This is a genomic window from Halobacillus andaensis, from assembly GCF_014636475.1.
In the GTDB taxonomy this organism is placed as follows: domain Bacteria; phylum Bacillota; class Bacilli; order Bacillales; family Halobacillaceae; genus Halobacillus_A; species Halobacillus_A andaensis.
In genome coordinates, this window is the sequence record NZ_BMEL01000003.1 from 37,653 (window position 1) to 64,583 (window position 26,931).

The window sequence follows — 26,931 nt, forward strand, 5'->3', positions numbered from 1 at the left end:
TTTGTGAGCATCGCTTTTCTCATCTTATATTTTATCCTTATCCATATGGCCGTCATGCGTTTTTAAAATAGCCAGCGCATCATTATAATCATCTTTATCTACATCAAAATGAAGCAAATGCGTCAAATGACCTGTATCCGGCGGCGTATCATCTTCAGACGTGCTTTTGTTAGGTTTAATAAAATCTCTAAAACCAGCTACTCCGGCTGTTGTACCTTGGTTTAGCACCGGAACAATTCCTGTTAAACGAGATTCCTCCGGGATCGGCTCCACAAATTGATTCGATATAGAAAGCTTCTGCAGTTCAGCCTTTGCACTTTCTGCATCATTTTCCGTTTTGAAAAAAGCCTCAATATGCTTTGTCATCGGTCTAATCCTCTCCTTTATCCATGAGATTCGATTCATTACTTACACTATTCCCCAAATAACATGAACTATAACTTTAGAAAAGCTAACTATCTGATTAGACGAAAAAGAGACCGGGACAAAATTGAATAAAGCATAAAATAACCCGAATGATTCTATTAAAATCAGTTCGGATTATTTATGTTAGGGAAAGTTTTTTTACCTTCGCTCCGTCAAAATGCTCCGCTTTCCGTGGGCACGGCCTCAGCTTCCTCGGAAAGCGGCGCTTTTTCCTGTTCCTTTTCTCTATACCAATAGGAAGGAACCATCCTATAAACTGAGATTAAACCGTCTAAGCTTTTTCAAAAGCCTGAAAACCTCTTTCAAACGAAAGAGGTTTTCCAATTAATTGATATGCTTCTTAGCAAGTGCAAGTTGTTCCTTCACCTGTTCAAACCCAGTTCCGCCCTCACTTGCACGAGCAGCTACGACATGATCCGGCGCTAATTTTTCATAAATGTCTTTTTCAAACAACTCGGAGAACTGCTGATATTCTTCAAGCTTTAAATCAAGTAAATACTTGCCTTGCTCAATTGCATACAGTACAACCTGACCGATGACTGAATGAGCTTCACGGAACGGCAGCCCTTTAACCGCTAAATAATCAGCGATGTCTGTAGCGTTAGAGTAATCCTCATTGACCGCCTGACGCATATTCGCTCCCTTTACTTCCATAGAAGCCAGCATAGGAGCCAATAAAGAAAGCGCCCCATCTAAGGTTTCTACCGTGTCAAACATGCCTTCCTTGTCCTCCTGCATATCCTTGTTATAGGCAAGCGGAAGACCTTTAAGCAACGTAAGTAATCCCATTAAATTGCCATAAATCCGACCTGTCTTCCCACGAAGAAGTTCCGGCACATCAGGGTTTTTCTTTTGAGGCATGATGCTGGATCCTGTACAAAATGCATCATCTAATTCAACAAAATTAAACTCCTGGCTGCTCCAAAGAATTAACTCCTCAGAAAGTCTGGAAATATGGGTGATTAAAATGGATGAGATCGACAAGAATTCGAGAATAAAATCACGATCGCTGACGGCGTCTAAAGAGTTTGGATAAACGTTCTCAAATCCGAGCGCCTCAGCTGTCATCTTTCGATCGACCGGGTAAGGCGTCCCCGCAAGCGCTGCAGCCCCAAGTGGAGACCAATCAATTCGTTTCATGCTATCTTGAAGACGTTCTTTGTCACGCTCAAACATCCAGAAATACGCTAACAAGTGATGAGCAAATGAAACAGGCTGGGCACGCTGCAAGTGCGTATACCCAGGAATAATGGTATCGACGTGCTGTTCTGCTTGATCGGCCAACGATTTCTGAACAGCTTCCACTAATCCGATAAGCTGCTTCGTTTTCTCTTTTAAATATAAGTGCATATCTGTAGCTACTTGATCATTACGGCTTCTTCCTGTATGGAGCTTACCTCCCACAGGGCCAATCTCCTCAATAAGCAGTTTTTCAATATTCATGTGAATGTCTTCATCTTCTACAGAAAATTCCACATCATCATTCTCGATTTTTTTCTCAATCGTCTGCAGCCCTTCTTTTATCTGAGCCGCTTCATCCTCAGAAATGATGCTGCACTTTCCCAGCATTTCTACGTGCGCTTTGCTGCCTTGAATATCTTGTAATGCTAGTTTAACGTCAAAGCCGATCGAAGAGGTATACTCTTCGACCAGCTTATCCGTCGGTTTCGTAAATCTTCCGCCCCAAAGCTTACTCATTCACACTCACCGGCACTTTCTTTGCTTTAATTTCTTTTGCTTTATGCACATCTGCATTCACTTTTGTCGGCAGTCCCCATAGTTTAATGAATCCAACAGCTGCATCGTGATCAAATGCATCATCTTTTGAATAAGTGGAAAGCTCTTCGTTATAAAGACTAACTGGAGATTTCTTACCAACTACATTGTAATGGCCTTTAAATAGCTTCACTTTAACCGTTCCTGTAACTACTTGCTGTGTTTCTTCTACAAACGCTTGAAGCGCCGGCTGAAGTGGGGAATACCATAGACCGTCGTAAATCATTTTGGACATCTGCTGTTCAACGTTTACTTTATATTGAGAAACTTCTCTTGTTAACGTAATAAACTCAAGCTCTTTATGCGCATTGATTAAAATCATGGCTGCTGGATTTTCATAAACTTCTCTGGATTTAATTCCAACGAGACGGTTTTCTGTATGATCGATACGTCCAACTCCATGCATACCGCCTAAGTCGTTTAGCTTCTCAATAAGCGGTACAAGATCCATCGGCTGCCCATCCAGCGCGACAGGAATGCCTTGATCGAACTCGATTTCAATCGTATCTGGAGTATCAGGTGTTTTCTCAATTGGATTCGTCCAAGCGTATGCTGCTTCAGGTGCTTCCATCCAAGGATCTTCAAGCACACCTGCTTCGCAGGCACGTCCCCAGATGTTCGCATCAATAGAGAATGGATTTTCTAGATTAACAGGAATCGGAATCCCTTTTTCTTCTGCATACTTAATTTGCTCATCACGTGTCATACCCCATTCTCTTACCGGAGCAATCACTTCCAAGTCAGGATTTAACGCTTGAATGGATACTTCGAATCTTACCTGATCATTCCCTTTACCTGTACAGCCATGAGCTACAGCTACTGCACCTTCTTGCTCTGCCACATCAACTAGAAGTTTAGAAATTAAAGGACGAGACAGCGCTGAAGATAATGGATATTTCCCTTCATAAAGCGCGTTTGCTTTAAGGGCTGGCATCAGATAGTCATTGGCCAACATTTCCTTTGCATCTACCATGATCGCCTTAATAGCCCCAACATCAAGCGCTTTTTGACGAATGGCTTCAAGATCCTTCCCTTCGCCCACATCAAGTCCAAGAGCAATAACATCGTACCCGTATTTCTCTTGAATCCACTTCACTGAAATCGATGTGTCCAATCCGCCTGAATATGCTAATACTACTTTTGGTTTTGCCATAGTAAATGCCTCCTTATATATTTCCGTATATTTTCCATCAAAAAAGTCCGCCTCTTCTTGCATAAGAGACGGACTTCGTAACATCCGCGGTACCACTCTAATTGTCTATGAAAAATAGACCAACTCGTATGCTGATAACGGGTGCTCCCGGCTCTGACTACTACTCATTCACCAGAACTTCTCAGAAGTGCGTTTCAACGTATTTCGAATATCAGGCTTCCACCACCCCTGATTCGCTGTCATTCTTTATACATTTACTCTCTTCATCATAGAATCTTTTTTTCGTGTTCGTTTCTGTATGTTTATTACTAATTGTTTATAATTATACATAGATATTTTTAGAAGTCAACGGTTTACTTAGAATTTTTTTATAAGAGTTTTGGTTCCTTGAGTGGTGCACGAGTAAGTGTTCCCTTCCTAAATTAAGCAAAATAAAAAAGAAGCGAATTGAATTCGCTTCTTTTTAAATACCTGTATTTTATGCGACGAGCTTCTTGCATTCTTCTGCACATGCGTAGCAAGCTTCCGCACACTTCTGGCAATGATCATGATCATGCTTCTTACATTCATTTCCGCACGCTTCACAAATCTTTGCACATGCTTCAGCTAATTCAGACACAAAAGGAGTTCCTCTCGTTAACGCTTGTTCTAGAAAACTGCAGATATCGGCACATTCGCGATCTGTACGGATACATTCAGCCATCATCTTCACATCATCTTCTTGTAAACAAGCGTCATAGCAATGGTTACACGCTTCCATACATTCATGTAATTTTTCAATAGCCGATTGATACTTTAAGTGAGACATAATCATCCTCCTAAATAAAAGTAGTTGTATAAACCTATTTTCCGACTTCGGGATAGGTTAAACCCTACTTTATGCTTCCCCAGTAAATGTGCAGATATTATGCATTTTCAATATAATCTTCCAAATGTTTTTCTAAATCGTCTAGATACCTATGGATCGAAGGTTCTTTTTTCACGTTAAAGCAAGCGAATGTTTTAATCGGTTTCATTCCCACGTATTTATGGACAAGATGCAATGGAAATAACGTGTCCTCTACACTTCTACCTTCAAAAAATTGCGTCCGATCCTCAAACGCTTCAGCTGGAGCATTCCACGTTGTAGAAAACATATACTTTTTCCCATGAAGCAAACCACCTGTTCCATACTGCGCTTTGTTGCCTTCAAAAAATACACCATATTCATGGACTTCATCAAAGTACTTCTTAAATAAAGCAGGCACACTATAACAGTAGATTGGCGTTTGATAGATCACGATGTCTGCCCACTTCACCTTCTCTTGCTCTTCTTTCTTTTCATATCCATTTTGGATAATCGTTTTTTTAACCTCGTGGCGACGTTTAAAATGTTCACATAGAAAATGAAATAACGTGTGATTGAGTTCACCTCTGGAATGATCATAATATTCATGGCCATTGATTATTAATAATTTTGAAATAGCTGCTCATCCTTTCTCATGCTGACTCCCTTGAAAGTATGCAAGGAGTTTTTCTCTTGCGAGGCGTTCAGCTTTTAAAGCTCTCTTCATTATTATCATTTACCTCTTCTACTTCTATTAATGGTTCTAGATTGGCGCACCTGGATATCGTGTTCTTAGTTTCGCTGCGAAGTGATGAATGATGTGGTATTCCTATTCTCATGCGAACATTGTAGAAATTTTTGTTGTTTAAAAAGTGTGAAAAGACGGTATAAGCTAATATATAGCAATTAAATCTATCCATGGAGGAGATTTAAGTGAAAATTAAAGTAAGCAACTGGAGGATGTTATCGAAGCAGGAACAACTGTACATCTTACGAAAGATTAGTCAACAGCCTAAACTATTAGCCGCTCGTTAACCTATAATGGGAAATCCACGGTTGGAAAGGAAGTCGCCTATCATTTTTAGTTCATGGAAAATATGATTGGAAAGATGGGTTTTAAAAAAATTGTGTCGCAATTGATTCATCCTTACACTCTACTACTTCACCTCTGAACTCTTTACTTATAAAAAGAACTTGTACAAAAGCGCCTGATCGCCATTAGAAACTATTTTATCCTTATCAGGCTCAGAGTATATATCATACAAATCCATCTTTCCTAACTCCACTCCTGTTTGCTCGTACACTTCTCTTTTAACTGTTTCTTCCATAGATTCACTCCATTCTTTACCTCTGGGTAACTCCTACGTTTTTCCTACGTTCTCCTTTTATACTCCCCACACAACGGTACCAGCTGCTTCTGTAGTCCTTTTAACTCCCTCGCTTTTCGCATGCGAACATTAGAAATAAAGGAATTCTCGTGCGTCGTTCATATTCCGCTTCCTCTAAAAGGTGACTGCTTGGTTTTCCCTCTCTCACATCGGTCACACGAAACCCTGTTTGCTGAAGAAGGTAAAAATAATCCTCAAACGTGCGATGATACTTAACGACGTGGTGCTGAATCCAAGGTTCTGTGCGCTTGCCCGTTTTAAAATAATCGTCAACAATCCAATCGGAACGTTTCCCCTCCTTACCCGCACTTTTCATGGAAGATGTAAGGACAGGGTGTTGAACAGAGAATACGAGCCTTCCACCCGCCCGAAGAGTTCGTTGGATTTTATGGAGTACGTTTTGAAGGTCTTTTATATAATGAAAAACTAACCGGGAGATCACGAGATCAAAGGCTTCCTCCCGATATTCCCAATCCTCTAAAGACGAACGTATTACATCTCCGTTAACGCCCTCTAGATTAGCTTTGGCAACTTTCATCATATTAGCTGAATCATCAACCCCCAAGTACCAGGCACAGCCTCTATTTACTAATTCCTGTCCAAATCGTCCATCACCACACCCCAAATCTAGTATGTTCTTACCTATCACCTTACCAAGCAGTTCATTGAAGACGGGTTCTTCTATTGAATGATTAGGACTCTCTTTCCGGTTTCTTCGTTTTAAATATGTAGTAAAAAATTCATTCTGATCATAAACGGATGAACCTTTATATTCCATGAAGTAACTCCCTCCTTCTGTTCTTCTTCCTCCCCATTCGACGTTGACTCTGTAAGTCCTTCCTAATCTATAAAAAGATAATCATCATATTTGTCACACACAAATTCTAGGAGTATAATTTTTCATTAGGTCACTAAATAATGAGAGTCTTATAGATTTCCGTTTTACATAGAGGAGGACTAGCTATGGCACAAAATTACAGCAAAGTATTAATTGCTGCTTTATTAATTTCTGGTTCATTTATTACCATTTTAAACCAGACACTTATGATTACGGCAATCCCTCCTATTATGGAGGAAATGAATATAACAGCTAACACAGGCCAGTGGTTAACCACTGTCTTTATGCTTGTTAATGGGATTATGATTCCAATCAGCGCATTCTTAATTGAAAAATTCACGACAAGGCAGCTCTTTATGACGGCAATGGGAGTCTTTGCTGCAGGTACAATAGTCGGAGGGCTTGCCACTAATTTCCCTGTACTATTAACTGGACGAATTATCCAATCGGCTGGGGCCGGTGTGATGCTGCCCTTAATGCAAACCGTCTTCCTTCTCATTTTCCCTGTTGAAAAGAGAGGAGCCGCCATGGGTTACATTGGGCTTGTCATTTCTTTTGCGCCTGCGATTGGCCCAACACTATCAGGCTGGGTTACCGCAAATTACTCATGGCGCTATCTATTTTGGTTCATATTCCCGCTAACCATTATAATGATCGTCATCGCGTATAAAATCCTAAGAAATGTTACCGAACTTAAAAACCCTAAAGTCGATCCTATTTCTATTATTTTATCTTCCTTTGGGTTTGGTGGATTGTTATATGGATTTACGAGCGCCGGAAATAATGGCTGGGACAGTCCGATTACAATTGGCACTTTAGCTGCAGGGACAATCATCCTATTCATCTTTATTCTTCGTCAGCTGCGTATGCACCACCCGATGCTTGAGTTTCGTGTATTTAAACTACGGACATTTACGATTACAACGATCATTGGTATGGTCAGCTTTATGGGATTAATCGGAGCTGAAACATTAATTCCATTATACATGCAAAACATGAGAAACTTTACGGCCTTAGAATCGGGCTTAGTCTTATTACCGGGAGCGCTCATTTCCGGGTTGATGTCGCCTATTACAGGAAGGATTTTTGACCGGATCGGTGCCCGCTCACTTGCCATCGTTGGTCTTACGATAATGACGGGCTCGTCTCTTGCTCTAGGATTGCTTGATACAGAAACTTCATTATCTTACCTTATGATTGCCTACGCCATTCGGATGTTCGGACTTTCTATGGTGATGATGCCTGTAACAACTGCTGGACTAAATGAACTGCCTCCTAAACTTATCCCTCACGGAGCAGCGATGAATAATACGATGCGACAGATTGCAGCATCGGTCGGTACTGCGATTCTTGTAACGGTGATGACCACAACAGCTATGACCGCTGAACAGCAGCAGACAACCGAAACACCGGAAATTTTCGGGGTGAACTTTGCATTTATGGTGGTCACTGCGTTAACCTTTATCGCATTAATATTATCAATATTTGTAAGAAGAACTTCTCCACCCACTGATGAAGAATGGGATGCCCGGCAAAAATAATGCACAAAAATAGCACGAGAGAACGATCACCATCGTTTTCTCGTGCTTTACTTATACTCTCCAATTACCCATCTTCATCGGAATCTTCTTCATCTTCATTCATGTCATCATCTTCGTCCATTTCATCGTCTTCCATATTCTCTTCTTCTGATCCGTCATCTTCCATACCATCGTCTTCGTTTTCTTCCATATCCTCCATCTCATCTTCCTCTACAGGCTCCTCATCTCCGCAGGCGACCAATAATGTCATAGCAAACAACGCGGCAACACCTTTTAACCACCACTTATTAATAAGGCATCCTCCTAAAAAGTAGTTTCACAGGTAAGATACCCAGTAGTTTACAGTTAAAACCAAAAATTACATACTGTAACACTATCATTACATTGAATTAAGATTACTTAACAACTAAACTGTATAATCTCGGCACCTGGACTCTCATTACTTCTTTATCTGTCCGCCATTCGAAAATGGGGCCTACTCCACCGTATTCAAAAGAAGCGATCCAAGGCTCGCTCCATGCCCCTTGTTTTATGTTCATTAAGGTCCATTCAGCCAGCTTCCAATCGGCTTCAGTCATCGGCATACTATCTTTGTATTTCCCATCTTTCTTCTGTATGCCTGTAATATGCAATTCTTTTAACCGATCAACAGGGAAGCGGCTGATATAGGTATACACATCCTCCCCGGAGTAATAGCACGTCATTTGCGCATGAGCAATATCTAATAACAGCCCGCACTTTGTTTCATAGACAATATCACAAATCACTTCTGGGGTTACGATCGCTTGCAGCATATCACTGTTCTTATCACGGTAGACTACATTTTCAAGAATAACCCGCTCCGCCCCAAATCGTTCGACCACCTGTTGGATATCCTTTATGACCAGATTTTTCACTTGTTCTATATCTTTTTCCTTAAGGCTGTCACTCCTAATAGAAGGGAAATCTTTAGAGTAAGCGACTAAATGCAAGTTTACAAATGGTGTAGGGGTTTGATTAAGAAACTCTTCCACTTGATGCCAATCGATCGAATCCATATTACCTTGACCTGCATTTAAATCAAAATGGACATAGGCGGGTCTGCTTTTCTCGGCTTGCTGAACCAACCCTTTATCGAAATCCGGACATTTAAACAAGTCTATATTGATCATTGATTGATCGATTAATTGTTGAGCTTCAGGAGAATAATTAATAGCAAACTTCATTCTAGTTCCCCTTTCCTAGTGGCAAATGGAGTTGACTTAAGCATTTCGATATTTAGCGTGAAGAAGTTCATCCCGATACTTATTATACGCAGGAAGATCTACTTTTCGGGATAACTCTAATTCGGCTTCACGGTCATAGTCCACTCGAATAAATTGAATCGCATTCGTGTTATACGAGCCATCGATTATGGCATAAGAAGCAGAGGTTAAATCTAACGAATTGCCCACACTTCCTGTGTTACATAAGATCCCACACTCATACGTATGTAAAAAAGTAGTATGGACATCCCCGTAAAATACAATATCAGGAGGTTGGGTCACTCCCGTGTGGTCACTGTTTTCAAACATCGTGAGGCGTTTTTCTATAGAATGGAAAGGAAGAATTCTCTCAAACTCGCTTCTAGGGGAAGCATGGAAGAACCTGAGCAGCTGGCCGTTTAATTCTAAATCAATATGAAACGGCAGAGATTCTAAATAATCATAATCGTTTTTCGTGAGGCGGTCTTGAAACCATCGAATAAAGTCATTTTCAGCTGGATTTTGTATAAATACATCCCAATTGCCACGTACAACCTTCTCACAGTTTTCACGAATGACCTGGATGCATTCTGATCCCTGCGGCCCTTTACCAATCAAATCTCCCAGGCAAAAGATTCTCTTGATCCCTCTCTGATGTATATCTTTTATAACGGCGTCTAATGCGCTTTTATTTCCATGAATATCAGATATTACTGCAATTTTTGTCATGCTCTATTCCACCTTGCTCATTCATTTATATTCTAATACCCTAAATAATTACCTACACTCTACAATTCTTTAAAGTTAGGCTGTTTTCCTGCTCGCTCTTAATCTTTTACCTTTGGTAAATTTCAGTGTTGATAGTTTACGATAAATAATGAAGGAGACAAGTATAGGAAGAGACTTCACAGATGACAACCGAGGTGATTTTCCACCCTATAAAACCTAAACAAAAAAAGCAAGGTATACGCTGGTTATGTATACCTTGCTTCCTTATTTAATGATTAAAGTGTTGTTCTACAAGCTTTACGACGGGATGATTCTCAGGCAATTCAGACACTTGAAGCAGCGTAGGGATTTCGCCTTTATCTTTGATAGACTGCTGAAGTTCACGTGATTCCTCATCGTTTGGATCGTTAAACTGAAGAGCCGCTGCAATGACGCCTGACAAATAGACAGGTTCTTTTTGAATCAGGTCTACATATTCTACAGATGGACGAATTAAACGATCCTTAGGTCCCAGCTTACGTTTCGGTCCTCTCCCAACACGGGTGACTTCATCTGAAATACTTGGATTTTTAAAGCGTTCAATAATTTTATTCGTGTAGGCCTCGTGATCCTCACGTTTGAATTGATATTTTTCAATTAATACTGCACCCGTTTCCGATAACGTGCCGCGAACTTTCTCGACGACTGTTTCATCGTCCATCGCTTCTTTTATCGTTTCCAGGCCGTGCTGGCGCCCTAAATAAGCCGCTGCTGCATGCCCTGTATTCACAGTGAACAGCTTACGTTCGATATAGGGGGTAAGATCTTCTACATAAGTGATTCCTGTTACATTTGGCTGCTCACCTTTAATGTCTTTTGTTTCTACAACCCATTCATAAAAAGGCTCTACTTCAACGGTTAAAGGATTCTCATGCTTTTGATCAGGTACGATTCGATCGACTGCCGCATTTGGAAAGCCGTATAGTCGATCGCAATCCCTTTGTTCTCCCTGACGTAAATGTTTATACACATGTTCCATTAGTTCAGAGCTGCCGCCAATCATATTTTCACAAGCGATTATATTTAACGGTGTCTTATTCGTTTCTAAACGTCTCTGCAGCCCTTTTGAGATCACTGGGGCTACGATGGGGAGAATATTTGCCCCAACCGCTGTTGTAATTAAATCTGCTTCGGTGATCAGCTTGATGATATCGTCTTCATCATACTTACTGTTTATACCCGATACGTTTTTTACGTTTACCACTTGATCAGCACCGGCTAAACGAACGTCATACGATTTTTCACGATTTAAAGCTTCAATCACTTGATCATTTACATCAACAAAGATTGTTTCATACCCAGATTGATCCAATAGCATCCCAATAAATCCTCGTCCAATATTGCCAGCTCCAAAATGAATAGCTTTCATTTAGCTCACCTCATTAAAAATAGCTAGAACGTCCTCTTTCGTATCTGCAGCTAGAATCTTATCAATATTCTCTTCTTCGGAGCACACAATGGCGATTTGGGAAAGTACTTCTAAATGGTCGTCCCCTTTACCAGCAATCCCGATCAAAAGTTTCACAATATTTCCGTCCCCAAAATCTACCCCATCAGGTACTGTAACAATTGAAATGCCAGTTTCTTTTACAGATTTTTTTGCATCCTCCGTTCCATGAGGAATAGCAACTTGATTACCCATAAACGTAGATGTTAATTCTTCCCGCTTTAACATTTCATCAATATAGTCAGAAGAGACATATCCTTGGTCTTGCAGGATTTTCCCAGTAAAACGAATCGCTTCCTCTTTGTTGCTTAATCCTACGTTTAGTTCGATATTGTTGGTTGTTAAAATATTTTCAGACATACATCATTCTCCTCTTTTAAAGTAATTCTTTTTTAAAAAACTGGTGAAGCTGATTTGACAGATAGTGCATGATCTTATCCTCTTCTTGAGATTGCAGCGTCTCAATTCCTTTTGGATCATCTACAATTAAGGAACTTAGAAAACTTAACACTTCGAGGGACTCTTTGTTTATCTCTTGGGGAGCCAGCATGAGAAGAATGGTCGAAGCATCAACTTCTGTTCCATCCATTCCTTTGATCGAAATAGGCTCATCTATGACATGCACGGTAAAGGAAGGCTGCTTCACTTCCTTGGCTCGTGCATGATACAAAGCAAGCTTCGTATCAGGAATCCCCAAACCTCCGACTTTTTCGCGATCCGTCAATGCTTGCAGCACAGCATCCGCACTTTCAATCACATCTGCTTCCTCTAATACGTGACAAGCAGTTTGTAGAATTTCCGCAGCCTCTTCTCCTTTCACTTGATAGACAGATAATGAACCTAACAATTGATGAACGGCTGTTGCATAGCGCTGTACGGACAAGACGGAATTCTGAATACTTTTCATTGTTTCGTCCTGTTGTACCGCTTCTTTCTTCACTTGCTTTGTTTGCTTGGTCACTTTTTTCCGTCGTATGGCGTGTTCAATTTTATGAACATCGGCGGACGGAAGCATAGGATTCACATGGATATAGTCTTTAAAATCAACTAACCCTACAGTCGAAACGACGAGATCAAACGCTGAAGGATCGATGTTCTTTAACTCAAAAAGTGATTCATGTTCGACTTCCTCGATTTCTTTAAACTGCTGGCTCAGTTTGGCAGCTAAAATTTTAGCTGTACCTATACCGCTTGAACAAACGACAAGGGCTCGAAGACCCTTCACTTCCTCATCATTTAATAAAGCAGAAGCGAAATGCATCACAAGAAAAGCCGTTTCTTCCTTTGGAAAGTGAAACTCTGGAAAAACATGACGAACCGCGTTTTCAACAATTTGAAATAATTCTTCATAGTCCTCTTCAATTTGCTTCTTTAGAGGATTTTGAATATCCATTTTCTGTTGAAGACGGTAAACGCTGGGTTTAAGGTGAACGACTAAATCATTTAATAAATAAGGGGAGTCATGTAAGTTCACACCGACTTCCTTCGAAACAAATTCAATTAATTGTTTCGCTTTAAAAGCTACGCTTAAACTTGTCGCTTCTAAGAAGGAATCTTGATTGTAGCGAGCTTTAGCCCCCATTAGATGCATTGTAATATACCCTGTTTCCGCTTCAGGCAGGTTCAGTTCAAATGTTTCTTCAAGCTTTCTTATTAGCTGGCTGGCCATCTCAAACTCTTGGGTTTGCCGCAGTTCTTCTAGATACTCTTCAGCCATCTCGATCATCTCACCTTTTTGAATACGCTCGATGGCAAGAGCCAAGTGAATGACCAATCCTAAATAAGCACTATCTGCTAGATCATAGGCTAAAGAAGAGCGAATCCCTTCAACACTGCGTTCAATGACTGAAAGCTTTTCTTTATCAACAAGTCCTAGTAATTGATCGGAAACCGTGTCGACCGTGGAGGTAGAAGAGTTTCCGATATTTTCTCTTAAAATGTTTAATAAATCTAACTCATCCATGTGGCGCATAATCAAAAATCCAATGGCTTCGCGTATTTTAGCTTCTTCCCCTTGAATTTCTACTCCATACCCGCGTTTTCTTATTAGAGTAAGATGGAAGCCGTATAGATCATCTTCAATTTTATCGAGGTCGTTACTAATGGTTGCTACCGTAACCCCTAGCTCATTCGCTAATGAAAGCAGTTTGATCGGCTCTCTCGCTTCAAGTAAACGAGATAACACCATAACGTGCCGCTCCTCAGGCGTGTAATCTAGTGTGGAAAGCTGATTAATTTCCATCCTTAGCAAGTCTTTCTGCTTTACCTCACCATGAAGGACAAGTCCGCTTCCTGACTTCTTTTCAAGTCTTAGTTTATAGGAGGATAATAGATCTTCTACACCTTTTAAATCACGATGCACTGTACGGGAGCTTACATCCAATTCATCAGCAATTGCCTTTACGGTAATTTCACTTTGAGCGTTTAATAACAACTGTAAAATCTTACGCTCTCTCGCTGTCATATACATTTCGCTTCCACCTCCTCTCTTTGTGACACCATTTAACTTTTAAGTGTTTCTTCTCTTTCATCATATGCCTTTTAATCCCTTCAAAACAATGATAAGAAAACAAACTTCCTTCACGCTTATTGTTGCCAAAACTTAATAGTGGTATCGAAAGAAAGAGCCTGAATTGCTCCAGACTCTTTAGCTCTTTTATTGTTTCGACTTCAATTCTTCTACTAATTCATCATATTTCGGGCTGTTCAGGAAGTTTTCCACTGAAATATGGTGAGCATTAGGCACTTTCTGAATCGCACGTTCCGTTAAATCCTTATGGGTAATAACAACGTCTACATCAGAAGGCAGATCATTAATTGCCATATTCGTTACATTAATATCGATCGATGCTTTCTTAAATTTATTTTTCAATAAAGAAGCTCCCATTGCACTTGAGCCCATTCCAGCATCACAAGCAAAGATGATCTTATCCACATTTTCACGAGTTAACGCCGGAACTTCATCAGTGGATGGGTGTTCGCTCGCTTCAGTTTGATCAGCCTTTTCCTCACTGGACAAGCTGCCAGTTACACTGCTCTTCTTGCCCTTCATGCCTTCCATTTTTGCAGTAGCTTCCGTAAGATCTCCATCTTCCTCCTGCTTACTAAGTTTCAGAATAAATGAAGCAATGAGGAAGGAAACAACAGTTGCGATCACTACACCTAAAATAACTCCTACATAATCAGTTCTAGGTGTTAATGCCATGTAAGCGAAGATACTTCCTGGAGAAGGTGTTGCGCTTAATCCGACTCCAAAAGCGGCAAATGTTGCCGTACCACTTACCCCTCCTCCGATAACGGCCAGCAGCAGTGCAGGCTTGGAAAGAATATATGGGAAGTAAATTTCATGAATCCCGCCAAAGAATTGGATAACAGCTGCGCCGGGAGCGGTTTGTTTAGAAACCCCTTTACCAAAAATCATAAAAGCAAGCAGCACACCAAATCCTGGTCCAGGGTTTGATTCCAGCATGAATAGGATGGACTTCCCAAGTTCAGACTGCTGGCTCGCCCCAATTGGATTTAAAATTCCGTGGTTAATCGCATTATTTAAGAAAAGCACTTTTGCCGGTTCTATAAAAATGTTGACTAATGGAAGAAGTCCGGCATCAACTAAAAATTCAACTCCAACCGCGAGTGCTCTCGTTATTCCTGATATGATTGGACCCATCACATAGTAAGACAGGATCGTAAGAATCGTACCTAGAATTCCTGCTGAAAAATTATTAACAAGCATCTCAAATCCTTGACGGACCCGCCCTTCAAACAGCTTATCGAGCTGTTTGATGGCATAACCACCAATTGGCCCCATCACCATAGCTCCTAAGAACATCGGAGCATCTTCAGAGAATACAATGACTCCCATGGTTGAAATCGCACCGACTACCCCACCGCGAAGTCCGTAAATCAAACGACCGCCGGTAAATGCGATTAAAATGGGAAGTAAGTAATATAAGATCGGTTCAACCATTTGCGCAAGATCAGCGTTTGGCAGCCACCCATCCGGGATAAACAAAGCTGTTATAATACCCCATGCTATAAAAGCCGCAATATTTGGCATAATCATTCCACTTAGGAAACTTCCGAACTTTTGAACTTTCGCTCTAAAGCCTGATTTGTTTTGTTCAGACACGTTAACCACTCCTCGTCTCGAATATTTTTTATTTTTCTTGTACTTTAATAGTAAAACGGTTACATTGTTGCTATCAATACAATCTAAATGCATGTTTGGCAATCAGATTGTTGCCAAAATTTGATTTAAATGTGCTGAAAATGCGCTCCCCTCGCGATTCTTCCAAACCCTTTGATACATATGGGGTTTAGCCACTTTTCGAAATACACTTAATTTCCAAATCTCTTATAATCTTCTGAAATCTTAACTATACATAAGCATAGTAGAAGGAGTAGCCACTTAGTGTGTGCCACCCCTATTTATCACGGTTAAAGCCAATTTATGGGGAATAAGCCGATTTGATAATATTCGCATATCACCCTATTATAAAAACGTTAACAATTCCAGATTTATCCCAACCAGGGAATCTCCAATTGGGAATAATCCCTGCCAAGATGAGTCTGGTCAACTGTCGTTAAGTCACGAGATTTTTTAAAGGAGGCCAATGTCATTAAAATTAACGAAAATGAAACAGGTGATTACTCATGAATCCCAACACCGCAACAATCACTAAAGCTGAAGATAAGTTATCCTTTGAAAAGCCTACAGTTGAAGATGGCTCTGCAATGTGGGAGCTTGTCGACAACTCAACCCTCGATCAAAATTCACCTTACAAATATATAATGATGTGTGAATTTTTCGCAGAAACATGCATCGTAGCCAAGCAAAATGATCAAGTTGTCGGTTTTGTGACAGCTTTTATTCCGCCAGAAAAGGAAGACGTTTTGTTTATTTGGCAAGTTGGTACAGATGCTTCTCAGCGAGGGAAAGGAGTAGCCTCTCGACTCTTAAATAGTCTGCTGGAACGAGATAGTTGCCAGGACGTTCGATACGTGGAAGCCACAGTTACTCCATCCAATAAAGCTTCCCAGGCGTTATTCAAACGCTTAGCTCGAGATCACGACACCAAATGTGATGTCTCTGAATGCTTTGCAGAGGAATTATTCCCTGGGGACGAACACGAGGAAGAACTAACGTACAGAATCGGACCATTTTCCAAATAGAACCAAGAACTTTTCAATAGAATGATTCAAGGAGGATTTTTAGAAAATGAAAAACGATCTAACCGTATTCGAACAACTAGAATCAGAGGTGCGCTCTTATTGCCGCAGCTTTCCTACAATCTTCACGAAAGCGCAAGGCCATAAAATGTGGGACGTTGATGGAAAAGAATATCTTGATTTCTTCAGTGGAGCTGGAGCCTTAAACTATGGGCACAACGATCCAAACATGAAGAAAAAGCTGATTGAATATATTACGGATGACGGAATCACACACAGTTTAGACATGGCTTCTACTGCAAAGAAAGATTTCTTAACTAAATTAAATGATGTAATTTTAAAACCACGAAACCTTGATTATAAAGTAATGTTCCCTGGACCTACGGGTACTAATACGGTAGAAAGCGCGTTAAAGCTTGCCCGAAAAGTAACAGGACGCACTGAAGTTATTAGTTTCACGAATGGATTCCATGGCATGACGATTGGAGCCCTTTCTGTTACAGGAAACTCCTTCAAACGTAAAGGTGCAGGAATTCCATTGCATAACACAGTGACAATGCCATATGATAATTATATTGATCAAACTTCAGATTCTTTAGACTACCTTGAACGTTATCTGGAAGATGGCGGAAGTGGAGTAGAAATTCCGGCTGCTGTTATTCTAGAAACTGTCCAAGGAGAAGGCGGACTAAACACAGCAAGCCCTGAATGGTTGAAGAAGCTTGACTCGATCTGTAAGCGTTGGGGAATCTTCCTCATCATTGATGATGTGCAGGCTGGTGTAGGACGTACAGGTACGTTCTTCAGTTTCGAACCTGCTGGCATTAAGCCGGATGTTGTCTGCCTGTCTAAGTCTATTGGCGGATACGGATTGCCATTTGCCATCACACTAATTAAGCCTGAACATGACGCTTGGGCACCAGGTGAACACAATGGAACATTCCGCGGAAATAACATGGCATTCGTAACAGCTACAGAAGCTCTTAACTATTGGGATGACCCTAACTTTGAAAAGAGCATCCAAGAAAAAGCCGAAAAAATCACAGATTTCCTTGAAGGTCTAGTGAAAAAATACCCTGAAATGGACGGGTACCGTAAAGGACGCGGCATCATGCAAGGGATCTCTTCAAACGTCGAAGGCTTCTCTGAAAAAGTAGCCGCGCTTGCTTTTGAACAAGGATTAATCATGGAAACAGCTGGTGCAGATGATGAAGTATTTAAGCTATTCCCACCAATCAATATTGATGAGGATGCTCTGCAAAAGGGATTTGAAATTATTGAAGAAGCTGTTCGGTCAGTTGCTAAAGAAAACGATTTAGTTACTTCATAAATCAACCTAACAAATTATACAACAGGTATTGGAGGCTCATATAATGAAAGTCGTTAAATTAGAAGATGTACTAGGAACAGAAAATGAAGTTAAAGGTGATAACTGGACATCCCGCCGCCTATTGCTAAAAAAAGACGGGATGGGTTATTCCGTGCATGACACGACGATTAAAGCAGGTACTGAAACTCACATCTGGTATCAAAACCACCTTGAAGCTGTGTACTGCATCGAAGGTGATGGTGAAGTAGAAACAGTGAAAGACGGAAAAGTATGGCCGATCAAAGCGAACGAAATCTATGCATTAGATGAAAACGATGAGCACCTTCTTCGTGCGAATACTGATATGCGCATGGTATGTGTGTTCAATCCACCGATTACAGGTACAGAAACACACGATGAAAATGGCGTTTATCCGATCGTGGATGATGAATAAATGATACAAAAGCCTCTCTACTGTGTTAGAGAGGCTTATTTTTGTGAAAAACCTTACTGCATTTTAAAGGAAATGAATGGTCTGTGGTGAATTATGAAAATAAAGGAGTTGATATGATGTTTCAAATCCATGGAGTATTTGTACCTGTAACTGACTTAGAACGTTCAAAAAAATGGTACGAAGAACATTTAGGATTGATTAAAGCAGATGAGTGGAGTAAAGGTGCAGGATACGTTTTTCCTTCAGGGAGCATGACCATAGCTCTAATTAAAGTAGAAAACACAGAATTCACCACAGAATTTACGGTTGAAGGAAGTTACAAGAATGTGTACTTTAATTTAAAAACTGACGATATAGAAGCAGCTCACCGAAAACTAAAAGCCAATCATGTAAAAACGACAGACATTGAAGATCTCGAGTTTATGAAGAAATTTGATTTTAAAGATCCAGACGGTAATACGATTAGTGTAGTCAGTGAAGAACCATCGTCTCCCTTTCACAAAAACCAAATTAAAAAACTTCAGGAAGTGAAGTTTTAACTGTCACTCCTCATCACGATCATGGAATTTCAACAGGACAATCATTAACATGCTAAAATTAATCATCAACGACAACGCTTCAAACGTATCCATCATTAGAAATCCCTCCTTAGAGCTTAGCATTTCCTGCCCCAAGTTTGTCCTATACACACTCAAAAAGAAAAATGCGCGTCACCTGCATTATTGCAGATGGCGCGCATTTTATTTATCGTCGTTTGCGTGCTTCCTCCGGTCCTTCCATCTTTGTAGCACCAGGATAACCCAAACTCTGATCTCGATCTGATTCTACTTTTTTAGACTTCTTCAATTTCTTCTCTTGACGATCTTTTCCCATTGACTTCTTCCTCCCTTCCTCCATATCAAACGTAGTATGATGAAAAACCACAAGTTTAATTCTTTTTTACTGTGTACCATTTCTGTGTACCAGGTACAAAAACAAGCTTAAAAATTGAATTTTTTAATGGTTTCTTTTCCTGTTTTCAAATTATTAATCCGTATTTTATGGTTTTGAACTTCTAATGTTGGTACCAGGTACACAATTCAATCATCAGTGTACCTGGTACTCACAATTTGGTACTCACAATTGGTACCAAATTTTTATTTATTCAAATCACAATGCACAAATCTTCCTTTGAATGTGCGGAAGATTTCACCTATTGTAAACTCCACTTTTTTATTAAAAATGGGGCCATTATAGACAAAAGTATGAAATTCGCCGTTTTCTCCGCAAGGATCCACATTAGCGGGAAGCGAGCTTAGAAATTCCTTAGTAAATTTCCTTCCTACACATTCTTCAGGCAGCTTCTCTGTATCCACAGTCGTCACAACTGCCTCAAAACCTTTTTCCAAAAACTGATTTGCTACAGCCGCCGTATCTTTTTTCCATAATGGGTAAATCCCACACATCCCTGACCGCTGTAGAAGCCTATCGCGATACTCTTTAATATCTTCAAGATATAAGTCTGCATAAGCAATGGCATGTATCCCATTACTTTTCAAATCCGTAAACTGTCGTGCCATTTCAAGTTCATACTTTTCATTACTGATCATAGAAGGAAGCTGTACTTCATATAAAGGGAAACCCAAAGCCTCTGCTTGAGTATAAATCAGCTGCCTTGTTACTTCATGAATCGGCAGACGTTCGCTTTCCAAAGAAGTGGAGGACAACAGCCCTCTTACTTTATATTCTTTATTATTAATCAGCTGCTGCAGTGCAAAGGCGCTGTCTTTCCCGCCGCTCCATGAAACGATCAATTCTTTCATCTCTCCCCCTCCTTCAGCGTTATCATAGATCTTCATTTGTCCAAAAACTGCGATTCTAAAAATCCACTAGCTTTTTCTTTCACAACCTCTTCTTTGCTTTTACTGGGGGTCATTTCTATAAAAAACTTATCATTAATCACCCTTCAAACCTGCTAAACATCGGACGCATTAAAACCCATTCGTTGTTTTCCTCATATATTCCTCCGATCACACCAAATATTAGTTGTTTAAAACTATTTCACCATACAGTGCCTTTTCAAAATAAGTTTTTTTATAATTATTTCCCTTCATGTTCTATACCGAAAACATGCGTCATATATTAATGTTGACCAACCAAACCCGTTAGTTTAACGTCAGGATAAGTCAATGTATTTCAGATATAGGACTTCGTCTACTTGATATCATGTAGAAATTAGCATATAATTGTTATGAAAATAAAAAAACCAAGGTGCCCCAACACCTTGGAAAAAGTTCAGAATGAGTAAATTCTTCTTTATTGTTTATTGTGTATTAGAACCGCTATCAGCATCCCAAAGCTTAGCATTACGCTTATTGCTTCAAACGGAGTCACAAGCTATCACCTCCCTCACAGAGGTTTAACTCATTCTGATACAGGTCCTGCGATTTGAGTATAACATATGTTCGTTATAGTATGTGTAATTATTTCCATTTTTCTGAAAATTGATAAAAAAGTATCGGTCATTAGGTACTAAATGCGTAAAATTCACTGACGGGCAGCCGTCTTTTTTTGTGTTTTTCTTTAATTTTTCTCCAAATTCCTCCACATTTCTTCTTTTTGCTTTTTCTTCCCGATTAGCTCCATTAGTCTTGGACAAGACTACCTGGCTGCACGAAGAAACTGCACCCCCCACGGAAAGTGCAGTCACTTGCAGTCACTTTTTATTTATGCCCTGCTTTCTGAACTTGAGGTTTAATAGGGTTAACAGGTACGTCTTCTTTTAGATCGACGCGTTTCTTTGACCAAACGGTAGCTAATATAGGGCCGGATATATTATGCCAAACAGCTGCAATCACATTCGGTAGTGCAGCTAATGGTCCAAAGTGCGCTGTAGCAAGAGCTACGCCCAGTCCAGAATTTTGCATTCCCACCTCAATAGAGATCGCACGTCTTTTACTTTCATCGAGCCTCATAAGCATCGCGGTTACATATCCAAGAAGGAGCCCCATTAAATTATGCAGCATAACGGCTGAAAAAATGATCAAACCTGAGGTAGCGATGCTTTCTACGTTCGCCGCCACCACTGCTGACACAATGATAATGATCGCCAGTACGGATATGAGTGGAATCACGGTACTGCTCTTATTAACCGCTTTAGGAAATACTCTTCTTATCAAAACCCCTAACGTAATAGGAATAATAATCACTTGAACAATAGACAAAAACATAGCCATTGGATCAACTGGCAGCCACTGTCCAGCTAAGGTCAGCAAAATAAGCGGGGTAGCAATTGGCGCCAGCAAAGTAGAGAGCGATGTCATAGCTATGGATAAAGCTAAGTTTCCGCGCGCTAAGTAAACCATGACATTTGATGCTGTTCCCCCAGGTACGGACCCCAATAAAACGAGACCTGCAGCCAGTTCATTTGGCAAACGCAAAGCAATAGCAATAGCTAAAGCCACTAATGGCATAATTAGAAACTGAGCTAACACCCCGATGATGACGGGTAAAGGTTTACTGGCTACTAGTTTAAAGTCAACAGGCTTTAGCGTCAGCCCCATCCCAAACATGACAACACCAAGAAGAATGGTAATATAACTGTTTAAGAATAAAAAAGGATCTGGCATAAAATAAGCAATAATCGCAATTCCTATAACCCAAAAAGCAAAATACTTACCTGCCGTTTGACTGATCGCTTCTAATATTCTCATTTGTTCTCTTCCCTCTTATGAACAAGCTTGTAAGGGTTGAAGCGTCCATTTGGATCAAGAGCTCGTTTTATTTTTTCCATTACCTGAAGGGCATTGCCATGCTCTTTTTCTTGATATTTCATTTTGCCTATCCCTACTCCATGTTCTCCTGTACAAGTGCCTCCACGTGCTAGTGCATATTGGACGATCTGTTCATTTAATTGTTCAGCTTTATTCACTTCTTCAGGATTGTCCATATCCATCATAAGCAGGATGTGGTAGTTGCCATCTCCTACATGGCCGACAATTCCGCCATGTAAAGCTAACTCATTCACTTTTTCTCTAGCATGCTTGATCGCTCCAGCAAGCTCAGATATTGGAACGCAAACGTCTGTTACCATAAGTTTTTTCCCTGGGTATCCATGCACAAAAGCATACGCCAAGTTATGCCTCGCTTCCCATAATCGGTTTCTAGCCGCATTGTCATCCTCAAAATAGATTTCTTCACACTGATGGTCTCGGACAATTTCTTGAGTAAACTCTACGTCATGCTTGAGGCCAGGTTCATTCCCGTGAAACTCTAAAAATAATGTAGGCTGCTCCTTGTAATTGGTCTCACTAAAAAGGTTCGCCTGCTTCATAGATGGTTCATCGACCAGTTCCACTCTTGCAATAGGTACCCCTGCCTGCAGGATTGAAACGACGGCTTCTACCGCATCATCTACAGTTGGAAAAGAGGCCCTTGCTGCCGTAATATGTTCTGGAATTCCATACACGCGTAACGTTAATTCCGTAATACACCCCAACGTCCCTTCGGATCCAACGAATAAGCTATTTAAGTTGTAACCCGAAGCCGATTTCTGTGCCAAGTTCCCCGTATGAATGACTTCTCCATCTGCTAGTACGATTTCTAAGTCACGAACTTGATCTCTCATAACCCCATACTTTACTGATGTCGTCCCACTGGCGTTGGTAGCGGCCATACCGCCTAAAGTTGCGTCTGCCCCGGGATCAACAGAGAAAAACAGTCCGTATTTTTTCAACTCTTTGTTTAATTGAGAACGTGTCACACCAGGCTGTACTTTCACGAGGAAATCACTTTCTCTCACTTCTAACACTTGATTCATTTGCGAAAAGTCGATCGTGATTCCGTGGTCATAAGGAATCACGTGCCCTTCTAAGCTCGTCCCCAATCCATATGGGACAACCGGTTTGTCGTAAGCGTTTGCAATTTTTACAATCGCTTCAACATCTTCTGTACTTTCCGGAAACACAATGAGATCTGGTGCGCTCGGGTGGTGATAAGATTCATCATGACTATGCTGTTCGATCAGCGTCTCATTGTTTGATATTTGGTGGTCCTTAAGTGAATGTCGCAGCTCTTCGTATAAACTCTCTGTCGTGTTCATATGTAATTCTCCTTTTGTAATCAACTGTTGACTAGAATTATACGTAATAATCAGAAAATTACAATACACCATAACCCCCTCTTTCCATTTTATTGACTTATGCTTTTCAACGTAACTACTTGAGAGAAAACTTCGGAAACAGGTGCTCTTCTACGAAAAAGGAAAGAAGAAAAGTTCTATTTTTGCTCAATCTCTAAGGTTGTCTTTCTTTTCGAAATACATCAAAATAAAATTATGTAAAAAGCTTTTTGAGAAAGGAGGGGAATATTTTAATATGGAAGCAATGAATTCATTTGGTTCCTACGGGTATCGTTTTTCTGATTCCAAACTGCAAAAAATTGCTCAAATTTGGTCTTTAGGCTGGGAGGAACAAACCTCTTCGCTTTATGATTGGGATGGTACAAGCCGCATAGATACTGGAAAGTTTATTTTTCAGTATACGATTTCAGGAAAGGGAGCCATTGAGATTGATGGAAAAATGCATACGTTAGCACCTGGTCAAGCATTCATTGTGAATATTCCAGGCAATTATAGATATTTCCTTCCAGAGGATAGTGATAAATGGGAGTTTATTTACCTCACATTATATGGAGACGTGGTCGAGTATTATTGGAACATGATTCAGGATAAAGCAGGGAACATATTATACTTTCAGCCCGACGCTGTCCCCATTACAGAATTACTGGAATTACTTAAACTGGCCTCAAACCGTAACATTTCCAACGCTCACCAAGCATCCGGCTATGCTTACTTATTTACAATGGAACTCTTCCACTATTGCTCTACCTTAGAACAAAACTTGACGCAGTGGCCTGATGAAATGATCGAAGCGGCTATGTATGCTAAAAATCATTACGCCGAAGATATCGGTCCAGACGATATGGCCGCCTCTTCCGGGATGTCACGTTACCACTTCACGAGACAGTTTAAGAAGCTCGCCAACCAAACTCCTATCCAATATCTAACGGACATTCGTATTAATAAAGCCAAAGAGTTACTGCAAAACACTAAATATTCAGCTGAAGACATTGCAAAGAGCATCGGGTATCGGAATTCCAACTATTACAATAAAGTTTTTAAAAAGGTGACAGGAATGACACCTGGCCAATACAAAAAAAGCATCGTATTAAAAAAATGAGACCGTTTTTAAAGAACGGTCTCACTTTGAATCTACTTCTATAGTCACTGCACGATCATCATAATTAATCGTCATGATTTTCCCTGAATCCACAAAGTTTTCCAGCACGTCTCTTGAGAGCTGCAAAGCAAACTCCGTCCGTTCGATTTTCTCACTTACAGCAAGCTCTTCCTCTTCTACATCTTCTTTAATCTCTGCAGCTTCTTCATGAAGTTCTCTTAAAGTTTCGTAAACTTTTCGATAAAAGGTTTCAACTGTTTGATGTAAATCGCCCATCGTTCCTGCCTCCATCTAACTATCATTAGAGTAAGTATATCAAATGAAGGCAAGAGACAACGAACAAGATTATAGAATTCCTGCTGGTGAAAACAGAACATAAATTAGTATCATAGCCATAGTTGCTGCGATACCAACTGGATAAACCAGCTTCCATGGTTTCATATCAACCTTCGCTTTTTCTTCTAATACAAAATCTGTGTCACGAGGCCAGAACTTCCCGATTAGTACCATTAATCCTGTACAAACAACAAACAAAATTCCTAAAATGTGCAAGAAATGAACCCCTGTATCCCAAAAGAGCTGTGTAATGGCATACACAGTGATAAACAAAAATAAAGAAATTTTTGCTGCGATAGCTGGGACTCGTTTCGTTAAGTAACCAACAATTAACACCGTGAAAATAGGTACATTATAGAACCCGTTTACAATCTGCAAGTACTGGAAAAAACCTTGCGGGACTTTATCAATTAATGGAGCGAGACACATAGCAAATAGCGCTAAAATAATCCCTACATACTTTCCTTTTCTTACAATCTCTCGATCTGGCGCACTTGGTTTAAAGTAAGGTTTATAAATATTTAAAGATATTAAAGTAACAGACGAATTTAGAGCTGAGTTAAATGATGACAAAATAGCCCCAAACAAAACAGCAGCAAAGAATCCAACGAAAGGAGTGGGCAATACCTCTCCTACAAGCATCGGGTAGGCATCTGCAGATTCAATGTCTGGCCCAAACATATTGTAAGCAATAATCCCTGGCAGTATTAAAAATACCGGACCTAACAGCTTAAGAAATGCAGCAATCAATACCCCTTTTTGACCTTCTTTTAAGTTTTTAGCTGCAATTGCTCTCTGCATGATATGCTGAGCTGTACCCCAGTAAAACAAATTAACTAGTAACATTCCTGTAAACATCGTACTAAAAGGCACCGGACTATCTGAATCTCCAATTGAATTTAACTTCTCAGGAGAATTTTCCATAATCGTGTTGAATCCACTTCCAATCGATCCGTCCCCCAATGCATAAAGACCAAGAACAGGTATCATCAGTCCTCCTAATAACAAACCAACGCCATTAATGGAGTCCGAGACAGCTACTGCTTTAAGACCTCCAAAAACAGCATAAATGGAACCAACAATTCCAATCGCGAATACGGTTATCCATAAACCCGCTGTTCGGCTCACACCTAATGCATCAGGTATATCAAACATTCCATTGATGGCTACTGCACCCGAGTATAGAATAGGCGGCAGTAAATTAAATACATAACCAAACAAGAATAAGATCGTCACAATTTGCTTGGTTCCAAAATCATACCGATCTTCTAGAAAATCAGGAATCGTGGTTAGGCCGCCTTTTAAATATCGGGGAAGTAAGAAAAAAGCCACAATCACTAATGCAATGGCAGAGCCTACTTCCCATCCCATAACAGCCAGGGTATCCGTAAAGCCCTGTTGGTTTAATCCTATAAGCTGCTCTGTCGATAAGTTTGTTAACATGAGAGAGCCAGCAATTACCCATGCTCCAAGGTTTCTTCCTCCTAGAAAATACCCATCTTGTGAATCTAAGTTTTCTTTACGAGTAAGTAGATACGAAATGAGGGCAACCATTCCTGTAAAAAACAGAAATGATAAAACTGTAAGTGCATTCATCCTTCTCTCTCCTTTTTTGTAAGCGGCATCAAAGTTGTCCGTAACATATGTATGCGTTTTAATACTCGTTGTACATTCTATCTTTTTATATGAAAGCGATTCAATGGTAAAAAAATAATAGAAAATTGTACTTTTTTGCTCCTATAAAAAATGTAGAGAGTTTCTTTATTCCTTTTTCAAATACGGGATAGCATATTTTTTATTTCTTATTATATTTTCTTAGATTTGAATATTCACTTTTTTGCTCTATTGAGCATCTATCACTTTAACAGTTTACAAAAACCGTTTCTTCCGCTACCATAAAATTGAATCACATAAACTGCATAACATTTCGTCAAGCACTAGGGGAGCTGCGTCACGCGGCTGAGAGGAGAAGGATCCGACCCTTATTACCCGAACTAGATAATACTAGCGTGGGGAAGTGCAGTCGACTTTCGTAGATCTTTTTAAAAGTAAAGCCTTT

Annotated in this window: 28 protein-coding genes, 1 riboswitch and 1 other annotated feature; of the genes, 6 read left to right on the plus strand and 22 right to left on the minus strand. The window is 40.2% G+C overall.

Translation table 11 applies throughout. From position 1 onward, the window contains the following. Positions 1-24: 24 nt before the first annotated feature. The 7 genes from IEV27_RS11485 to IEV27_RS11515 form a co-directional block, all read right to left on the minus strand. Complete coding sequence (locus tag IEV27_RS11485; RefSeq protein WP_188377643.1) at positions 25-366, minus strand: hypothetical protein; 342 nt, start codon at positions 364-366, stop codon at positions 25-27. Between the two features lie 384 nt (positions 367-750). Continuing rightward, complete coding sequence (argH, locus tag IEV27_RS11490; protein ID WP_188377644.1) at positions 751-2,124, minus strand: argininosuccinate lyase; 1,374 nt, start codon at positions 2,122-2,124, stop codon at positions 751-753. Next, positions 2,117-3,355, minus strand: coding sequence for an argininosuccinate synthase (locus IEV27_RS11495; RefSeq protein WP_188377645.1), 1,239 nt, complete (start codon positions 3,353-3,355; stop codon positions 2,117-2,119). Before IEV27_RS11495 ends, argH begins: the two co-directional genes overlap by 8 nt. 61 nt (positions 3,356-3,416) lie before the next feature. Next, positions 3,417-3,634 (minus strand) — a binding site (T-box leader). 199 nt (positions 3,635-3,833) lie between these two features. Continuing rightward, positions 3,834-4,163, minus strand: coding sequence for a four-helix bundle copper-binding protein (locus IEV27_RS11500; protein ID WP_188377646.1), 330 nt, complete (start codon positions 4,161-4,163; stop codon positions 3,834-3,836). A 97-nt stretch (positions 4,164-4,260) separates the two neighbouring features. Beyond that, positions 4,261-4,818, minus strand: a complete 558-nt coding sequence (locus IEV27_RS11505) for an NAD(P)H-dependent oxidoreductase (RefSeq protein ID WP_188378242.1) — start codon at positions 4,816-4,818, stop codon at positions 4,261-4,263. 544 nt (positions 4,819-5,362) lie between these two features. Then, on the minus strand, positions 5,363-5,509 hold the full coding sequence (locus IEV27_RS11510) for an NUDIX hydrolase (protein ID WP_188377647.1): 147 nt from the start codon (positions 5,507-5,509) through the stop codon (positions 5,363-5,365). Between the two features lie 100 nt (positions 5,510-5,609). Next, on the minus strand, positions 5,610-6,347 hold the full coding sequence (locus IEV27_RS11515) for a class I SAM-dependent methyltransferase (protein WP_188377648.1): 738 nt from the start codon (positions 6,345-6,347) through the stop codon (positions 5,610-5,612). A 185-nt stretch (positions 6,348-6,532) separates the two neighbouring features. On the opposite strand from IEV27_RS11515, the gene IEV27_RS11520 reads away from it, so the two are divergent. Beyond that, positions 6,533-7,948: an MDR family MFS transporter gene (locus tag IEV27_RS11520; RefSeq protein WP_188377649.1), complete on the plus strand. Its 1,416-nt coding sequence runs from the start codon at positions 6,533-6,535 to the stop codon at positions 7,946-7,948. 64 nt (positions 7,949-8,012) lie between these two features. On the opposite strand, the gene IEV27_RS11525 is transcribed toward IEV27_RS11520, so the two are convergent. The 7 genes from IEV27_RS11525 to IEV27_RS11555 all read right to left on the minus strand — a co-directional run bounded on the left by IEV27_RS11525 (position 8,013) and on the right by IEV27_RS11555 (position 15,449). Beyond that, positions 8,013-8,207, minus strand: a complete 195-nt coding sequence (locus IEV27_RS11525) for a hypothetical protein (RefSeq protein ID WP_188377650.1) — start codon at positions 8,205-8,207, stop codon at positions 8,013-8,015. A 136-nt stretch (positions 8,208-8,343) separates the two neighbouring features. Next, a complete protein-coding gene (locus IEV27_RS11530) occupies positions 8,344-9,153 on the minus strand; it encodes a multinuclear nonheme iron-dependent oxidase (RefSeq protein ID WP_188377651.1) in 810 nt (269 codons plus the stop codon). A 36-nt stretch (positions 9,154-9,189) separates the two neighbouring features. Further along, positions 9,190-9,900, minus strand: coding sequence for a metallophosphoesterase family protein (locus IEV27_RS11535; protein ID WP_188377652.1), 711 nt, complete (start codon positions 9,898-9,900; stop codon positions 9,190-9,192). A gap of 268 nt (positions 9,901-10,168) precedes the next feature. After that, positions 10,169-11,308 (minus strand): mannitol-1-phosphate 5-dehydrogenase, encoded by a 1,140-nt coding sequence (locus tag IEV27_RS11540; protein WP_188377653.1) that lies wholly within the window; start codon positions 11,306-11,308, stop codon positions 10,169-10,171. Beyond that, entirely contained in the window at positions 11,309-11,746 is a 438-nt protein-coding gene (locus tag IEV27_RS11545; RefSeq protein WP_188377654.1) for a PTS mannitol transporter subunit IIA, read from the minus strand. Positions 11,747-11,762: 16 nt separating this feature from the next. Further along, on the minus strand, positions 11,763-13,856 hold the full coding sequence (locus IEV27_RS11550) for a BglG family transcription antiterminator (protein ID WP_188377655.1): 2,094 nt from the start codon (positions 13,854-13,856) through the stop codon (positions 11,763-11,765). Positions 13,857-14,042: 186 nt separating this feature from the next. Further along, on the minus strand, positions 14,043-15,449 hold the full coding sequence (locus IEV27_RS11555; protein WP_229735363.1) for a PTS mannitol transporter subunit IIBC: 1,407 nt from the start codon (positions 15,447-15,449) through the stop codon (positions 14,043-14,045). A 590-nt stretch (positions 15,450-16,039) separates the two neighbouring features. On the opposite strand from IEV27_RS11555, the gene ectA reads away from it, so the two are divergent. From ectA to IEV27_RS11575, 4 genes are all read left to right on the plus strand, one after another. Next, positions 16,040-16,558, plus strand: coding sequence for a diaminobutyrate acetyltransferase (ectA, locus tag IEV27_RS11560; RefSeq protein ID WP_188377657.1), 519 nt, complete (start codon positions 16,040-16,042; stop codon positions 16,556-16,558). 46 nt (positions 16,559-16,604) lie between these two features. Further along, a complete protein-coding gene (gene ectB, locus IEV27_RS11565) occupies positions 16,605-17,885 on the plus strand; it encodes a diaminobutyrate--2-oxoglutarate transaminase (protein WP_188377658.1) in 1,281 nt (426 codons plus the stop codon). Positions 17,886-17,928: 43 nt separating this feature from the next. Then, complete coding sequence (locus IEV27_RS11570) at positions 17,929-18,318, plus strand: ectoine synthase (RefSeq protein ID WP_188377659.1); 390 nt, start codon at positions 17,929-17,931, stop codon at positions 18,316-18,318. 116 nt (positions 18,319-18,434) lie between these two features. Then, positions 18,435-18,857 carry a VOC family protein gene (locus IEV27_RS11575; protein ID WP_188377660.1) on the plus strand — a complete coding sequence of 141 codons (423 nt, stop codon included), beginning with the start codon at positions 18,435-18,437 and terminating at the stop codon, positions 18,855-18,857. Between the two features lie 3 nt (positions 18,858-18,860). Here IEV27_RS11575 and IEV27_RS19870 read toward each other — a convergent pair whose 3' ends face one another. The 6 genes from IEV27_RS19870 to IEV27_RS11595 form a co-directional block, all read right to left on the minus strand. Further along, entirely contained in the window at positions 18,861-18,953 is a 93-nt protein-coding gene (locus IEV27_RS19870) for a putative holin-like toxin (protein WP_229735233.1), read from the minus strand. A gap of 109 nt (positions 18,954-19,062) precedes the next feature. Next, positions 19,063-19,191, minus strand: a complete 129-nt coding sequence (locus IEV27_RS11580; RefSeq protein ID WP_188377661.1) for a YpzI family protein — start codon at positions 19,189-19,191, stop codon at positions 19,063-19,065. Between the two features lie 263 nt (positions 19,192-19,454). Beyond that, on the minus strand, positions 19,455-20,120 hold the full coding sequence (locus IEV27_RS11585) for a Dph6-related ATP pyrophosphatase (RefSeq protein ID WP_188377662.1): 666 nt from the start codon (positions 20,118-20,120) through the stop codon (positions 19,455-19,457). 493 nt (positions 20,121-20,613) lie between these two features. Further along, entirely contained in the window at positions 20,614-20,691 is a 78-nt protein-coding gene (locus IEV27_RS20105) for a putative holin-like toxin (RefSeq protein WP_371925972.1), read from the minus strand. Between the two features lie 329 nt (positions 20,692-21,020). Further along, a complete protein-coding gene (locus IEV27_RS11590) occupies positions 21,021-22,010 on the minus strand; it encodes a bile acid:sodium symporter family protein (RefSeq protein ID WP_188377663.1) in 990 nt (329 codons plus the stop codon). After that, entirely contained in the window at positions 22,007-23,398 is a 1,392-nt protein-coding gene (locus IEV27_RS11595; protein ID WP_188377664.1) for an FAD-binding oxidoreductase, read from the minus strand. Before IEV27_RS11595 ends, IEV27_RS11590 begins: the two co-directional genes overlap by 4 nt. A 274-nt stretch (positions 23,399-23,672) precedes the next feature. Between IEV27_RS11595 and IEV27_RS11600 the strand changes: the two genes are divergently transcribed. Further along, positions 23,673-24,536, plus strand: coding sequence for an AraC family transcriptional regulator (locus IEV27_RS11600; protein WP_188377665.1), 864 nt, complete (start codon positions 23,673-23,675; stop codon positions 24,534-24,536). Positions 24,537-24,557: 21 nt separating this feature from the next. On the opposite strand, the gene IEV27_RS11605 is transcribed toward IEV27_RS11600, so the two are convergent. Both IEV27_RS11605 and IEV27_RS11610 read right to left on the minus strand, forming a co-directional pair. Beyond that, complete coding sequence (locus tag IEV27_RS11605) at positions 24,558-24,812, minus strand: hypothetical protein (RefSeq protein ID WP_188377666.1); 255 nt, start codon at positions 24,810-24,812, stop codon at positions 24,558-24,560. A gap of 69 nt (positions 24,813-24,881) precedes the next feature. After that, positions 24,882-26,468 carry a solute:sodium symporter family transporter gene (locus IEV27_RS11610; protein ID WP_188377667.1) on the minus strand — a complete coding sequence of 529 codons (1,587 nt, stop codon included), beginning with the start codon at positions 26,466-26,468 and terminating at the stop codon, positions 24,882-24,884. Between the two features lie 333 nt (positions 26,469-26,801). Continuing rightward, positions 26,802-26,905, plus strand: a riboswitch (TPP riboswitch). The last annotated feature ends 26 nt before the right edge of the window (positions 26,906-26,931 follow it).

Bases quoted from the DNA above. Each gene is read 5' to 3' on its own strand.
- IEV27_RS11485 (WP_188377643.1), bottom strand. From the start codon at position 366: ATGACAAAGCATATTGAGGCTTTTTTCAAAACGGAAAATGATGCAGAA.
- argH (WP_188377644.1), bottom strand. From the start codon at position 2,124: ATGAGTAAGCTTTGGGGCGGAAGATTTACGAAACCGACGGATAAGCTG.
- IEV27_RS11495 (WP_188377645.1), bottom strand. From the start codon at position 3,355: ATGGCAAAACCAAAAGTAGTATTAGCATATTCAGGCGGATTGGACACA.
- IEV27_RS11500 (WP_188377646.1), bottom strand. From the start codon at position 4,163: ATGTCTCACTTAAAGTATCAATCGGCTATTGAAAAATTACATGAATGT.
- IEV27_RS11510 (WP_188377647.1), bottom strand. From the start codon at position 5,509: ATGGAAGAAACAGTTAAAAGAGAAGTGTACGAGCAAACAGGAGTGGAG.
- IEV27_RS11515 (WP_188377648.1), bottom strand. From the start codon at position 6,347: ATGGAATATAAAGGTTCATCCGTTTATGATCAGAATGAATTTTTTACT.
- IEV27_RS11520 (WP_188377649.1), top strand. From the start codon at position 6,533: ATGGCACAAAATTACAGCAAAGTATTAATTGCTGCTTTATTAATTTCT.
- IEV27_RS11530 (WP_188377651.1), bottom strand. From the start codon at position 9,153: ATGAAGTTTGCTATTAATTATTCTCCTGAAGCTCAACAATTAATCGAT.
- IEV27_RS11535 (WP_188377652.1), bottom strand. From the start codon at position 9,900: ATGACAAAAATTGCAGTAATATCTGATATTCATGGAAATAAAAGCGCA.
- IEV27_RS11540 (WP_188377653.1), bottom strand. From the start codon at position 11,308: ATGAAAGCTATTCATTTTGGAGCTGGCAATATTGGACGAGGATTTATT.
- IEV27_RS11545 (WP_188377654.1), bottom strand. From the start codon at position 11,746: ATGTCTGAAAATATTTTAACAACCAACAATATCGAACTAAACGTAGGA.
- IEV27_RS11550 (WP_188377655.1), bottom strand. From the start codon at position 13,856: ATGTATATGACAGCGAGAGAGCGTAAGATTTTACAGTTGTTATTAAAC.
- IEV27_RS11555 (WP_229735363.1), bottom strand. From the start codon at position 15,449: ATGATTATGCCAAATATTGCGGCTTTTATAGCATGGGGTATTATAACA.
- ectA (WP_188377657.1), top strand. From the start codon at position 16,040: ATGAATCCCAACACCGCAACAATCACTAAAGCTGAAGATAAGTTATCC.
- ectB (WP_188377658.1), top strand. From the start codon at position 16,605: ATGAAAAACGATCTAACCGTATTCGAACAACTAGAATCAGAGGTGCGC.
- IEV27_RS11570 (WP_188377659.1), top strand. From the start codon at position 17,929: ATGAAAGTCGTTAAATTAGAAGATGTACTAGGAACAGAAAATGAAGTT.
- IEV27_RS11575 (WP_188377660.1), top strand. From the start codon at position 18,435: ATGTTTCAAATCCATGGAGTATTTGTACCTGTAACTGACTTAGAACGT.
- IEV27_RS19870 (WP_229735233.1), bottom strand. From the start codon at position 18,953: ATGATGGATACGTTTGAAGCGTTGTCGTTGATGATTAATTTTAGCATG.
- IEV27_RS11580 (WP_188377661.1), bottom strand. From the start codon at position 19,191: ATGGGAAAAGATCGTCAAGAGAAGAAATTGAAGAAGTCTAAAAAAGTA.
- IEV27_RS11585 (WP_188377662.1), bottom strand. From the start codon at position 20,120: ATGAAAGAATTGATCGTTTCATGGAGCGGCGGGAAAGACAGCGCCTTT.
- IEV27_RS11590 (WP_188377663.1), bottom strand. From the start codon at position 22,010: ATGAGAATATTAGAAGCGATCAGTCAAACGGCAGGTAAGTATTTTGCT.
- IEV27_RS11595 (WP_188377664.1), bottom strand. From the start codon at position 23,398: ATGAACACGACAGAGAGTTTATACGAAGAGCTGCGACATTCACTTAAG.
- IEV27_RS11600 (WP_188377665.1), top strand. From the start codon at position 23,673: ATGGAAGCAATGAATTCATTTGGTTCCTACGGGTATCGTTTTTCTGAT.
- IEV27_RS11605 (WP_188377666.1), bottom strand. From the start codon at position 24,812: ATGGGCGATTTACATCAAACAGTTGAAACCTTTTATCGAAAAGTTTAC.
- IEV27_RS11610 (WP_188377667.1), bottom strand. From the start codon at position 26,468: ATGAATGCACTTACAGTTTTATCATTTCTGTTTTTTACAGGAATGGTT.